Source organism: Arthrobacter sp. HLT1-20, assembly GCF_054510895.1.
The window spans coordinates 43,870-56,693 of record NZ_JBTNDR010000018.1 but is presented as its reverse complement, the minus strand read 5'-3'; the positions used below and the strand labels follow the sequence as shown (position 1 = coordinate 56,693).

The 12,824-nt window shown below is 61.7% G+C and carries 11 protein-coding genes; 4 read left to right on the top strand and 7 right to left on the bottom strand.

Features of this window, described 5'->3' with window-relative positions:
• Nucleotides 1-8: 8 nt before the first annotated feature.
• From ACX80Q_RS11245 to dinB, 6 genes are all read right to left on the bottom strand, one after another.
• Nucleotides 9-1,817, bottom strand: a complete 1,809-nt coding sequence (locus ACX80Q_RS11245) for a peptidoglycan D,D-transpeptidase FtsI family protein (protein WP_459330619.1) — start codon at nucleotides 1,815-1,817, stop codon at nucleotides 9-11.
• Between the two features lie 61 nt (nucleotides 1,818-1,878).
• Entirely contained in the window at nucleotides 1,879-2,544 is a 666-nt protein-coding gene (locus ACX80Q_RS11240) for a hypothetical protein (protein WP_459330618.1), read from the bottom strand.
• Nucleotides 2,541-3,539, bottom strand: coding sequence for a 16S rRNA (cytosine(1402)-N(4))-methyltransferase RsmH (gene rsmH, locus ACX80Q_RS11235; RefSeq protein ID WP_459330617.1), 999 nt, complete (start codon nucleotides 3,537-3,539; stop codon nucleotides 2,541-2,543). The genes ACX80Q_RS11240 and rsmH overlap by 4 nt, the downstream gene beginning before the upstream one ends.
• 280 nt (nucleotides 3,540-3,819) lie before the next feature.
• Nucleotides 3,820-4,251 (bottom strand): division/cell wall cluster transcriptional repressor MraZ, encoded by a 432-nt coding sequence (mraZ, locus tag ACX80Q_RS11230; protein ID WP_459330616.1) that lies wholly within the window; start codon nucleotides 4,249-4,251, stop codon nucleotides 3,820-3,822.
• Between the two features lie 502 nt (nucleotides 4,252-4,753).
• Entirely contained in the window at nucleotides 4,754-5,131 is a 378-nt protein-coding gene (locus tag ACX80Q_RS11225; protein ID WP_459330615.1) for a DUF3040 domain-containing protein, read from the bottom strand.
• Between the two features lie 299 nt (nucleotides 5,132-5,430).
• Entirely contained in the window at nucleotides 5,431-6,642 is a 1,212-nt protein-coding gene (gene dinB / locus ACX80Q_RS11220; protein ID WP_459330614.1) for a DNA polymerase IV, read from the bottom strand.
• Between the two features lie 136 nt (nucleotides 6,643-6,778).
• Here dinB and ACX80Q_RS11215 point away from each other — a divergent pair, with 136 nt between their 5' ends.
• Together ACX80Q_RS11215 and ACX80Q_RS11210 are read left to right on the top strand one after the other, a co-directional pair.
• Nucleotides 6,779-7,336 (top strand): hypothetical protein, encoded by a 558-nt coding sequence (locus tag ACX80Q_RS11215; RefSeq protein WP_459330613.1) that lies wholly within the window; start codon nucleotides 6,779-6,781, stop codon nucleotides 7,334-7,336.
• Between the two features lie 83 nt (nucleotides 7,337-7,419).
• The gene (locus ACX80Q_RS11210) at nucleotides 7,420-8,523 is read left to right on the top strand and encodes a polyprenyl synthetase family protein (RefSeq protein WP_459330612.1); all 1,104 of its coding nucleotides are present in this window, start codon (nucleotides 7,420-7,422) and stop codon (nucleotides 8,521-8,523) included.
• A gap of 151 nt (nucleotides 8,524-8,674) precedes the next feature.
• Here the strand turns inward: ACX80Q_RS11210 and ACX80Q_RS11205 are convergent, their stop codons facing one another.
• Nucleotides 8,675-9,028 (bottom strand): Rv2175c family DNA-binding protein, encoded by a 354-nt coding sequence (locus tag ACX80Q_RS11205; RefSeq protein ID WP_459330611.1) that lies wholly within the window; start codon nucleotides 9,026-9,028, stop codon nucleotides 8,675-8,677.
• Between the two features lie 172 nt (nucleotides 9,029-9,200).
• On the opposite strand from ACX80Q_RS11205, the gene ACX80Q_RS11200 reads away from it, so the two are divergent.
• Nucleotides 9,201-10,577 carry a lytic transglycosylase gene (locus ACX80Q_RS11200; RefSeq protein WP_459330610.1) on the top strand — a complete coding sequence of 459 codons (1,377 nt, stop codon included), beginning with the start codon at nucleotides 9,201-9,203 and terminating at the stop codon, nucleotides 10,575-10,577.
• A gap of 113 nt (nucleotides 10,578-10,690) precedes the next feature.
• A complete protein-coding gene (pknB, locus tag ACX80Q_RS11195; protein WP_459330609.1) occupies nucleotides 10,691-12,784 on the top strand; it encodes a Stk1 family PASTA domain-containing Ser/Thr kinase in 2,094 nt (697 codons plus the stop codon).
• The last annotated feature ends 40 nt before the right edge of the window (nucleotides 12,785-12,824 follow it).

Below are 12,824 nucleotides of genomic sequence, written 5' to 3'. Positions count from 1 at the left end.
GTTCCGCTTCACTTGTAGAACTTGGGCAGCTTGACAGGGGGTGTGGTGGACGGTGGAACATTGTTGCTGCGCAGCACCTGGCCCATCACCTGGTTAAACGTTATCCCCTGAGTGACCCCATATATCTGTCCTTGCGGCCGTTGCACAGTAATACCCACCACATATCGGGGATCTTCCATGGGGGCTATCCCGATGAAGGAGGACGTGTAGCCGTCAAAGCCCACACCGTTGTCCGCCGGGGCCTCCGAGGTGCCCGTCTTGCCACCTGTGCGGTAGCCGGGGATGCCCACCACCTTGTAGTCGGTCATGGTCACCACGCCTTCGAGCATGTCCCTGGCATCCTGGGCGGTCTCCGGGCTGATGACCTTGATCCCAGGGGCCATGGCGGGCGTTTCCACTGTTCCGTCGGCGGCAGTGAATGAGTCAATGATGGTGGGCTTGAGCCGGACACCGTTGTTGGCAACCGTCTGGAAGATCATGGTGGTCTGCAGCGGCGTCTGCGCCACGCCCTGACCAAACAGCACTGTGTACTGTTGACGGCCGTCCCAGTTCTTCCAGTCGGCCAGGATGCCGGGGCTCTCACCGGGCAGCTCAATGCCTGTCTTTTCACCCACGCCGAACTTGCGCAGGTAGTCATAGCGCTGTTGCAGGGACAGCCGGGACCCGGCCATGACAGTACCGGTGTTCATGGAATCGGCAATGATGCCGGACAAGGTGCGTTGTTCGGTGCCGTGGTCGAAGGCATCGGAGAAGTTCTGGCCACCAATGTTCAGCGTTGGCGGCACCAGGAAATGGCTCTGGGGCGTGGCTAGGCCCTCCTCCACTACTGCCGCGGCGGTCACGATCTTGTCGGTTGAGCCGGGCTCAACCACCGAACTGACCGTACGCGAGCCAATGTTGCTTTCAGCCGAGGCACCCACATTGTTGGGGTCATAGGAGTCGCTGTCACCCAAAGCAACCACTCTGCCTGTCTTGGCCTCGATGACGGAGACGCTGGCCCATTCGGCGCTGTACTGCTGCTTTTGCTGCTGCGCAGCTTGCTGGGCGTAGAACTGCATATCCTGGTCGATGGTCAGTTTCACTGTTTGGCCGTCAACGGCTGGCACTGTGCGCACGGGGGCCGTGGGAATGATGATGCCATTCTTGCCGGCCTGGTACGTGCGGGTGCCGTCGGTGCCTGTGAGCTTGGCGTCCATGGTTTGCTCAATGCCTGCCAGCGGCTTGCCTTCGGCGTCAACAAAGCCAACGATCGGCCCGCCCACAGCACCCATCGGGTAAACCCGCTTCGTAACTGATTCGGAGTAGATGCCAGGTACGCCAAGCTCAGCGACTTGCTTCTCCACCAGTGGGCTCACGTCCATAGCCAGGTAATTGTGGTTCTTGGTTCCGGTGGCGTTCTTCACCACGTCAGCAAAGGGCAGGCCAAGGACATCGGCAACTTTCTTCAGGCCCTCGCTCTTGGTGAATTCCTCGATCTTGCCGGTATCCGTGTTCCGGTGCGCATATTCCTCATAGTCCGCCACATTGATTTGGGAGACAGTGATGTTGTAGCGAATGATGCTCTCGGCCAGGACTTTGCCCTTGGAATCAATGATCTTTCCCCGGACGGCGGGCAGCTTTTGCACCACCGTGCGCTGGTTCTCAGCCGCCTGCGCCATGTTGCCGGTATCCAGGCCCTGCACCATGACCAGCCGGCCGGCAATGACCAGCAGGACGGCCACCATGATGATGAAGCCAAGCCGCATTCGGCCGCGGCCAACCTTGTTGAGTTGGAGGGCGTTTGCGCCCGATGCGACCTTTTTGGGGTTCTGTGCCACTGCTACGATTCCTTGCACTCACGCGTTGGGGCAGCCAAGCTGCCAGGCCGTTTGGAACAGCCTAACTGTCCTTTTGGGCAGGGGCCGGGATGGTCCCGCCATTGAGTTCAGGGGCTACCTCTGCAGCCGGAGCGGCTGCCGGGGTGTTGGCGGCCTGCTGTGGCGACTTTTCACCCGACTGGGCCATGGCGGCAGGGCTCGACGGCGACTCGGCGGGCACCGCTGCTTTGGGCGTGTCGATCAGCGCAGGAGGAATGATGGCCAGCCCCTTAGTGTCGGCCGTGGCGGGCAGCGGGGTACCGCTGACGGTCTTGTTGCGCACATCTATCTGGCCGGTTGATCCTGCCGGGACCATGCCCAGGGCTGCGGCCCGCGAGACAAGATTCTGCGGTGCCTGGCGAGCAGCGATCTCCTGTTCCAGCGTTTGGTTGGCTTTATGCAGATCAGACTGCTGGTTCTTCAATCCCACCAACTCGTACTGTCCCTTGCTGACAGAAATGCTGGTGCCAAGAACAACTGCGGTTGCTGCCAGGATCACCAGGAAGAAGATGACCACCACTGAGGAGCGGCTTCGCCGTGGCGTGCTGACCACCAGGGACAGCGGGGTCCGCGCCTTCTTGGTTTTGGGTTCCGGGAGTAGCAGTTCAGGGTCATCGTGCTGCAGTCTCAGTGCCAAGGCAGTGTTGCCCTCGGTCACGGCGATGGTGCGTGATGCACGCTGGCTCATGTTGCACTCCTGACTCTGATCTTTTCCACGGCCCGCAGCCGCGCCGATGCGGCTCTGGGATTCTCTGCAATTTCCTCATCCGTGGGAATTTCGGTTCCCTTGGTGAGACGCTTAAGTGTTGCCTTGTGTTCTTCGAGTTCCACCGGGAATCCTGCCGGAGCCGACGAGGCGGAACCCGCAGCAAAAACTGCCTTAACGATCTTGTCCTCCAGCGAGTGGTAGGACATGACTACGGCGCGTCCGTGCAGGGCCAGGGCGTCAACTGCTGCCGGAATGGCGGTTTCTAGGACGCTGAGTTCCTCATTGACCTCGATCCGCAAGGCCTGGAACGTCCGTTTGGCCGGGTGGCCGCCGGTTTTGGCAGCACCGGAGGGGACCACATTGCGGATGATGTCCACGAGTTCCCCGGTTCGACTCAACGGGGCAATGTTTCGTGCCGCAACAATGTGGTTCGCGATGCGGCCGGCAAACTTTTCCTCACCCCATTTGCGGATGATGCGGACCAGGTCCTCCTCGGAGTACTGGTTGATGACGTCCGCAGCTGTTTGGCCGCGGCTGGTATCCATGCGCATGTCCAGGGGAGCGTCAAAGGAATAGGCAAAGCCCCTCTCCCGCTCATCCAATTGCAATGACGAGACGCCCAAGTCCATGAGGATGCCATCAATGCTGGGAATGCCGAGGTCCTCCAGCACGGAGGCAATTTCGTCATAGACGGCATGGACCAGATCGGTGCGGTCCGCAAAGGGTGCCAGCCGCTCCCCTGCCAAACCCAAGGCTTCGGTGTCCCTGTCAATGCCGATCAGGTGCAGATCGGGGTAGCGCTGCAGCATGGCCTCACTGTGGCCGCCCATGCCTAAGGTTGCGTCAATGACGATGGGCGTGCGCCCGGCTGCCCGGGCAACCTCAAAGGCAGGAGCCAGGAGATTTATGCAGCGGTCTTTCAAAACGGGAGTGTGGCGTTCGGACGTTGGTGGCGTGGGGTTTTCCGACGTCATCACGACTCCGTTTCTGTTCGGTCAAAACCGTAAAGGGGAAAGAATCGTTCCCCCAGTGGCAATGCAAATATGGCAATGAAAATCATTTCTGGTACTGCTGGTGTTGCTGTGCTGGAATCTGTCGACACCGCCGCCTCATTGCGTGGTGTGTTCTTAAACCAGATCCCCCTCCGCGCCAAGCCAAGCCCCGCCTGGCTCCGGGGAAGGTGAGTCAGGAAAGAACCGTGCTGGGCGGCTGGAGATCTCATTCAAGATCACCACCGGATAAAACTAAAGTTCTCTAGCCAATTCCGGGGATACCTAGTTCATCAGTGGCGGAGAAGGCGCTTTCCTTGGCTGCCAGGTACTCGCGCCAAGCTGTTGCATCCCAGATTTCGGCCCGGCTGCCGGCACCAATGACCACCAATTCCTTCTCCAGACCCGCGTAGGAACGCAATGTGGCCGGAATGGTCACACGCCCCTGCTTGTCAGGCACCTCATCCGATGCGCCGGAGAGAAAGATTCGGATATAGTCGCGGGCCGCCATGTTGGACAGTGGAGCATCCTGCATTTGCGCCAAGACCTTTTCAAACTCCCGGGCACTGAAGACGTAGATGCAGTTTTCCTGCCCCTTGGTCAGGACAAGTCCACTGGAAAGTTCCTCCCGGAACTTTGCGGGAAGAATGATCCTTCCTTTCTCATCAAGGCGTGGTGAGTGTGTTCCGAGAAACAACCCATCACCACCTTCAATGTCGAGACTTTAGGACCAAACTAGCCCCATTCCCCTCCTACGTGCTCCACATTACTCCACAATCCTCCACCGTCAACTCCATTTGGCCCCGTGTTCCCCACACAATTTCCCAAGAATTCCCGTGTTTCCGGGGAAGTGATCCGTGTCAACACAGTGGAGGGGAAAAACCAAAAATGACGTGAGGAGTTGGCTTTTTGCCACATTTTCAGCCCGCCGGGGGGCATTTTGGGTCCGGGCGCAGCCTTCGAGGGGGAAAGTGGAGGGCTTTGGTGGCATCCGTGGCGGGCATTCGGCCTCACCTGTTGGCGTGTTGGCGGGCCAGGCGGGCCACCCAACGAGGACAGGTGGCAGGGATCCCTTAAACCACAAAAAAGGCCCGCAAGGGAGCCTTTTTGATGGGGTGTGGCGCAAAGCCATGACGTGCCGGGCGAACGTGCCTCCGGCGGGCGCCGTCAAGTACTGCTAGTGCCCGCCGATGCATCGCCTACTGTTCGCGGCGGCGCTCGTCCCACTTTTCTTCAAGATTATTCATGAAACCGCTCTTCGGCTTGGCTCCGGGCTTACTGCCTGCCTTGCCCGCCCTTTGCGAAGCGGCCCCGAATTTCGGTTTTGAGATGGCCAGGTACACGCCTGCTCCCATGACAAGGAATCCCAGGATTCCCACAACTATCAGCTGGGAGGCCACACCGCCCAACAAAATCATCAACCCGATGATTACCACCAGCACGCCAAGCACAATGTTCCGAGTGGACATTGATCTGGTGGGTGAGGTGGACAAGACGTTGGCAAACTTGGGATCTTCAGCATGCAACTGCTGCTCAAGCTGGTCCAACAGTCTCTGCTCGTGCTCAGAGAGGGGCATGACGACCTCCTTCAGGTCAGGGCCGTAGGCGTCTGTAGTCGTTAACGTCTCTGCAGCGTCATCGGTTCCCCGGTGGTCAGGTACACGCCGTGTCCCTAATTTACCCAGTTCACCAATGAGTTGTGAAGCATCCAAGATTTAACTCCTTGTACTAACAATAGGCTTGATTGCATCGAACTGAAACCCGAATCTACAAAGGTGTTGACAAGCTCCGTGCAAGAGGTGCGGGTGCCTGTTCAAGGCCGGAAAAACGGGCTCCCCAAAGCCCCACTCGGCTGCGTAATATATGCCATTGTTGGCTACTGGGAGTCCCGCGGTTTTAGCAGCCTTGCCGGGACAATCTTGGCGCTGCCAAAGCGTGCCGCAATGGCGTCACCCACCACTTCGGTGCTGCGGCTGCTGTCCTCACGCGGGTCAAGGGAAAATTGCAGAGGGGCTGAGTCCACCGATTCCAGCTGGTCCATGCGCACCCCAATAAGACGGACGCTCTGGGGCCTGGCCCCCAGGGCCTCGAGAAGCGCCACAGCGCCTGCATAGATCTGGGCGGCACTGTCGGTGCCGGCTCCCATGGTTTTGGAACGGGTGATGGTTGAAAAGTCTGTGTATTTGATTTTCAACGCCAAGGTGCGGCCGCTGAGATTGGCCATCCGCAGCCGTGCAGCCACCCGGTGGGAGAGGCGCAAGAGTTCACGGGTGAGGATCTCGTCGTCGTACGTGTCCTGGGCAAAGGTCTCCTCGGCACCGATGCTCTTCTCCGCCCGCTCGGCCTGGACCGGGCGCGGATCAATCCCCCATGACAGGGCATGCAGGGCCGGGCCCGTACTGCCCAACGCTTTTTGCAGTGTTGGCACAGGTGTGGCGGCAACATCCGCCACAGTAAAGATCCCCAAGCGGGCCAGGGCAATGCGGGTCTTCTCCCCCACTCCCCACAACGCCTCCACCGGCAGGGTGTGCAGGTAGGCCACGGTGCCTTCCTTTTCAATCAGCAACATGCCATTGGGTTTGCACCTTGTTGAGGCCACCTTCGCCACGAATTTGCTGGCCGCTATCCCCACCGAGGCGGTGATTCCTATCTCGGCAGAAATCCGTGAACGGATCAGCGCCCCGATCTCCAAGGGCGTGCCCAAACGCCGCAGCGCACCGCGGACGTCCAGAAACGCCTCATCGACACTCAGCTGCTCCACCGTGTCAGTGATGGAATTGAACACCTCCATCACCTGGGCTGAGACCTGATAGTAGAGCTGGTGGCGGGGTTCAATGACCACGGCGGTGGGGCAGATCCGCAGCGCCGTCACCATGGGCATGGCCGAGCGGACCCCCACGGCCCGTGCCTCATAGGAGGCTGAGAGCACCACCGACCGTCCCTGCGGGTGGCCAACAATCACCATTTTGCCGACCAAATCCGGGCGCTCTCGCAACTCCACCGAGACAAAGAAGGCATCCATATCCACATGCAAGATGGTGCAGCCGTTTTGCTCGGGAGGCTTGTCCTGCTGCGGTATCTGGTTCACCCCTCCAGTCTAGTGACGGGCCAACCCTGCCCCCGGCAGCAGTGAAGTGCACAACATGTGCTGGGGTGCCGTTGCCCGGAGTGGGTAAACTAGGGGGTGGTGCCAACGCACCGGCACCGGCAGCAAAGGAAAAGTCATGACTAACTCCACACCCCGCCCCGGGTCCCCCCGGCAGTTCACGCGCAGGAGCCTGTTCGGCATCGGCGCAAGTTCCGCCGCGTTCCTGTTGGCCGCCTGCTCAAGCCCGGCAGCACCCGCCGATTCCCCAACAGCGTCAAGTGCCGCAGCCACGCCAACTTCACGCCCTGCGACGTCCGCCCCAAGCGCCGCCACGGCCCCTGCCACCGCGAAGGCTGCGGTGAAGGAACTCGTTGACGGCTTCCCCACAACTGTTGTGCCGCTCATGAAGGGTGCCCAGATTCAGGCGTCCAGCATTCAGCTGTCCACCCCTGTTTCCATTGCCTCGCTGACGGCCACGGTGACCGCCCCTGCAGCCGATGTTTTGAGCTACTACGCCAAGGTCTTTACCGACCAGGGGTTCAAGGCACAGCCCGGCGACGCCGTGGACGGCGTGCCGCTGAAAACGTTCATCCGGGCAGAGGGCCAGGAAATCATCACCGTCTCGGTAGTCCAAACCGCTGCCACAGCCACCTTCACAGTGGGCGCCACGTTGTTGCCCGCCTCCCTGAAGTAAGTTCGCCCAGCCCACTGGGCCCCTCCCTGCGCTCCACCCCCAACGGCCGGCCAGCACCTCCCACAGCAAGGAATCCTGAACGCATGAATGCAACGCCTGAGCAGACTGACGCCGCCATTGCTGGTGAGCACGAAGCCTACATTGCTGGCGTTGCCGCGCAATTGAATGACTTCCTGGCCGAAAAGCACCAGCTCCTGGCCCAGATCTCCCCCGCGACACTGGTCCTGGTCGATTCCATCAAGACACTCGTGACCGGCGGAAAACGGATGCGCGCCCTGCTGTGCTATTGGGGCTGGCGTGGCGCCGGGGGCGCCGCCGATTCGGCGACCATCATTGCCGCTGGGGCGGCGCTGGAACTCTTCCAGGCCGCGGCCTTGATCCACGATGACATCATTGACCGCTCGGACACCCGACGTGGCGGGCCCAGCGTGCACAAGCAGTTCAGTACGCTTCATGCCGATTCGGGCTGGGCCCTGGACGCCGAACGGTTCGGCCATGCCGCAGCCATTCTCACCGGAGACCTGTGCCTGTCCCTGAGCGAGGAACTGTTCGCCCGCGTGGACAAGGGCTCCAACCCCCGGGCCCGTGCCGTGTTCAACCTCATGCGCACGGAGGTCATGGCCGGGCAGTACCTGGACATTCTGGAAGAGGTGGCCGGGCCGTCAAAACCACACACCACGGCAGTGGCCAGGGCGTCGGCAATCATCCGCTTCAAGAGCGCCAAATACTCCTCCGAGCACCCACTGGTGCTGGGCGGCGCACTGGCTGGCGCCGACGAGCCGCTGCTGGCCGGCTACAGCGCCTTCGCACTGCCCCTCGGAGAGGCCTTCCAATTGCGCGACGACGTCCTGGGCGTTTTTGGTGACCCGGCACAAACGGGGAAGCCAGCCGGCGACGATCTCCGCGAGGGCAAACGAACGGTCTTGGTGGGCCTGACCATTGACGCCGCAGCAGAGGCAGACATGGAGTTCGTTGACAAGAATCTGGGCCGCCAGGACCTGACAGAGGACGAAGTGGCCCGTCTGTGCACCATCATGGTCGAATCGGGGGCACTTGCCCGTACCGAAGCCATGATTGCGGATCTGAGCCAAACGGCGTTTGCCGCGCTGGACACCCTGCCCCTTGAGCAATTTGTGACCGTGGCGTTGTCAGCCCTGGGCCGGGGCGCCGTTTCTAGGACGTCCTAGTCCCCAGCCGCCGGCCCAGCCGTTAAAACAGTCGCGCCCGTCCCCGCTTTTCGCACCCGAGAACGGGTGCGACAAGCGGGGACGGGCGCGACGGCGCTAGGTGGCCCGCAAAGCTGTGGCCCACACTGGTCTCAGTCGGCCAGAGGCCTGGTTACCAGCCCAGGGCTGAGGCGCGACGGCGGATTTCCGTCTTCCGGCCGGCGTGCAGGGCGTCGATGGGACGGCCCGGCAATGACTCATCAAAGGTGAAGAGCCAAACAATGGCTTCGTCATCTTCGAATCCGGCATCGTGAAGCACCGAGATGGTGCCGCGCAGGCTTTCCAGAATATGGTCATCGGCAAAGAATTCGGCCGGAACGGCTCGAATTGAGCGTTCACCAATGCGTGCTGCCAGCAAGGAACCGTCCTTGACCATGGCGTGGACTTTGGTGACCGAGATATCAAGTTTCTCGGCAACATCGGGCAGGGGCAGCCATTCGCTGACTACTGTTTCAACTTTACTCACACTCAAAGGTTCCCACAGATCAGCTCCCTCGGTATAAAGCTGAATAAAAATTGTGCCTGATTCCACAAATAAACCCGCCACGCTGGTGGCTTAGTGTAGGTTCAATTTAAGTCACATCAGTAACATCGTTACCAATAGCATCATCCGTAACGGAAACTTGAGGTATGCATCCATGACACCCACACGCCCCTCGACCAGCGCCGGCAAGCAATTGGCAGCAGTAGCCACGGCAGCCATTCCCGTGGTCATGCTCTCTTCCCTAGCCATGGCACCGTCGGCAACGGCTGCCCCGGTCAAGACCCAAACAGCCCCTCACGGCGCCATTGACGGCAAGAGCGTCCTGGCCGCGGTCAAGGCGCGCACCTCCACCGGCACCAGCATTTCAGCCGCTATGGTGGCAACATCGGTTCCCCGCGGGGTGGCCGCAAAGCTGGTCCTGCCGGCACAAGCCGCCAAGACCATCAAGCACACGGTTGCCGCTGGCGACACCGTCTCGGCAATTGCCGCCCGCTATGGGGTCTCCACGGCGTCAGTGCTGACACTGAACAACCTGTCCGCCGCCACGATCATCTACCCCGGCAAGGTCTTGTTGGTTTCCGGCCCCAAGGCATCCGCCGTGGCCAGTCAGTCGACGGCGACACCGGCAGCCAGCTACACCGTCCGCAGCGGCGACACCCTCAGCGGAATTGCAGCCAAGCACAAGGTGAGCCTGTCAACGGTGTTTTCGCTGAATGGGCTCAATGGCAGCTCCATCATCCATCCCGGCCAAAAGATCAAGGTGGGTGGCCAGGCGCAGGCGGCTGCGCCGTCGAGCCCGCAGGTGAACGCGGCCAAGCCGGCCAGTGGCAACAAATATGTCATCAAGGCCGGCGACACGCTCTCCGCCATTGCGGCGAAGCACAATGTGAGCCTTTCGGCGTTGGCCTCGGCGAACAGCATGGACCTGCGGACCACGATCTACCCGGGCAAGATCCTTGTCATCCCCGGCATCGGTGCTGCTTCCACCGGCATCAAGCCGCTGGCACCGTCACCGGCAGCACCGGGCGCCCTGACCGATGACCAGAAGGTGCCCAACACCTTCCTGCACTACACGTACCCCGACGCAGTGGTCAGCGACGCCAATAAGAACAAGGCGGCCCTGCTGGCAGCACCGTCGCCCAATAGGGCACAGATGAAGGAGATTGTTGCCAGCACGGCAGCACGCATGGGAGTGGATCCCGCGCTGGCCCTGGCGTTCGCGCAGCAGGAGTCAGGGTTCAACCACCAGTCGGTGTCGCCGGCCAATGCCATTGGCACCATGCAGGTCATCCCGGCCGCCGGAGACTGGGCCTCGGGCCTGGTGGGCCGGAAGCTGAACCTGCTTGACCCGCAGGACAACGTGACGGCCGGTGTGGCGATCATTCGGGCGCTGCTCAAGGGTGCCCCCTCGGAGGACCTGGCCATTGCCGGCTACTACCAGGGCCAGTACTCGGTCAGCGTGCACGGCATGTTCAAGGACACTGTCATTTACGTGGCCGGCATCAAAGCCAATCGTGCGCTTTTCCGCTAAAAAAGTTTTCGCTGAACTCTTTTAGCGCCACTAAAGTACGCTTTCAACGAAAAGGGGCTGCCTGCACTGTGTTGCAGGGGGTCCCTTTTCGTTTCAACTCATAAGCTGGAAGAGTGCAAGATCCCTCAGCCGACCCCTTGATTGGGTCCACCATTGATGAGCGCTACCTGGTTTTATCCAAGGTGGCCCATGGCGGCATGTCCACAGTGTATTTGGCCAAGGACTTGCGCCTGCACAGAAACATTGCGCTGAAGATCCTGCACCCGCATTTGGCCACCGACGCAGCCTTCATTGCCCGGCTGCAGCGGGAGGCCCAGAGCGCCGCGAGCCTGTCCCACCCGCATGTGGTGCAGATCCATGACCACGGTGTGGGTCCGCAGCACGCCTACCTGGTCTTTGAATTCATTGACGGCTACACGCTGCGTGATGTCATCAATCAACGCGGCGCCCTGAGCCCGCGGCAGGCGCTTGACCTGCTGGATCCCGTGGTTGAGGGACTGGCCGCGGCGCACAACGCCAGCCTGGTGCACCGGGATGTGAAGCCCGAGAACGTGCTGATTTCACGGCAGGGCTGGGTGAAGATCGGTGACTTCGGCCTGTCCCGGGCCGTCACCACCAACACCAACACGGGAACGCTGCTGGGCACCGTGGGCTATATTGCCCCCGAACTTGCCCAAGGCCACAACGGCGATGCCCGCAGCGACATCTACTCCGCTGGCATCATGCTGTACGAACTACTCACCGGCGTCCAGCCCTTCCGCGGCACAGTGCCGGTGGCCGTGGTCATGGCGCACATCCAGGATGACGTCCCGGCCCCCTCGCTTGCCGTTCCCGGGCTCCCGCCAGTCATGGACGAGCTGGTGCGCTACATGACCGAGAAGGATCCTGACCACAGGCCTGCCAACGGTGCCGCGCTCCTGGAGGACCTGCGCCATATCCGCCAGACGCTCACGCCCGCCGAACTGGATTTTGGCAGCACCGCGTTGGGCCAGCGTCCCGTGGTGGGCGCCAACGCAAACACCGAGGTCATCTCCGCAGCCACCTCTGCCATTTCCCACGATGCCACGAGCGTGATTGCGGCGCCCAGCTTCCCCACCTCGGTGCTGCCGCAGTCGTCAAGGCTGTACCCCGATGACTCCCGGACAGATGTGTACGACGCCGGAAACTCCAGCGCCGCCCACATCGGCGCCAGCTCCTATGCCCAGGCAGGGGACGGCACCTCCGCCCCTGCCCCCTCCAAGCGCCAGGCCAGCGCTGACGCCAAGGCCCGCGCCAAGGCGGCCGCCACACCCCAAAAACGACTGGGGCCCAAGAACCCCCGGCGGCGGGCACTGCTGTGGAGCCTGCTGGTGGTTGCCCTGGCCGTCATTGCCGGCGTGGCCGGCTGGTTCCTGGCCCTGGGTCCTGGCGCCCTGTCAACAGTCCCCGATGTCCACAACAAGACGGTGGCGCAGGCCCACGAACTGCTCCGGGCCCAGGGGTTCGAGCTGCTGCCAACCTCCAAGGTGTTTGACGAGAAGGTAGCTGCCGGCTTTGTGGTGGCCACCGATCCGGGCGCCGGGGAATCAATCCGCAAGTTTCAGTCAGTCACCGTGAAAGTCTCGGCAGGGCCGGTTCTGTACAAGGTCCCCACCGTGACGGGTCAACCCCTGGACGCCGCCAAGAAGCTGCTCGCCGACGGCCAGCTGGCCGTGGGCAGCGTCACCGAGACCTTCGACGAGAAGGTACCGGCCGGCGTCGTCCTGAGCCAAAACCCGGCCGCGGGGAAGGAATTCCGGGCCAACACCAAAGTAAACCTGGTGGCATCCAAGGGCCCCAAGCCCATCCCCGTCCCGGCCGTGGCGGGCAAGACCGAGGCCGACGCCGTGGCAGCCCTGAAGGCCGTGGGCTTGGTGGCGGCCATCGCGCCGGAGCGCGCCAACAGCCTCACGGTTCCTGCTGGTTCGGTGATCTCACAAAACCCCGCGGCCGGCAATCTCAAGGCTGGCGACACCGTCACCCTGACGATCTCCCAGGGGCCGCGGATGATCGCCGTGCCGAACCTCGTTGGCAAGCAGGTTGATGCCGCCACGAAAGCGCTAGAGGATCTGGGCTTCAAGGTCAGCGTGGAGACGCTGCTGGGCGGGTTCTTCGGCACTGTGCGTTTCCAGACGCCCGACGGCGGCGAGGCCCCGGAAGGCTCCACCATAGTCCTGAGGGTGGTCTAGCGCCGCTGTAGTCCCCGGGATTGTTAACTTGTGCGTTGAA

Excerpts from the sequence above, each read along its gene's own strand:
- ACX80Q_RS11225 (WP_459330615.1), bottom strand. The coding sequence starts at position 5,131 with ATGCCCCTCTCTGAGCACGAGCAGAGACTGTTGGACCAGCTTGAGCAG.
- ACX80Q_RS11215 (WP_459330613.1), top strand. The coding sequence starts at position 6,779 with ATGACTAACTCCACACCCCGCCCCGGGTCCCCCCGGCAGTTCACGCGC.
- ACX80Q_RS11240 (WP_459330618.1), bottom strand. The coding sequence starts at position 2,544 with ATGAGCCAGCGTGCATCACGCACCATCGCCGTGACCGAGGGCAACACT.
- rsmH (WP_459330617.1), bottom strand. The coding sequence starts at position 3,539 with ATGACGTCGGAAAACCCCACGCCACCAACGTCCGAACGCCACACTCCC.
- ACX80Q_RS11200 (WP_459330610.1), top strand. The coding sequence starts at position 9,201 with ATGACACCCACACGCCCCTCGACCAGCGCCGGCAAGCAATTGGCAGCA.
- ACX80Q_RS11210 (WP_459330612.1), top strand. The coding sequence starts at position 7,420 with ATGAATGCAACGCCTGAGCAGACTGACGCCGCCATTGCTGGTGAGCAC.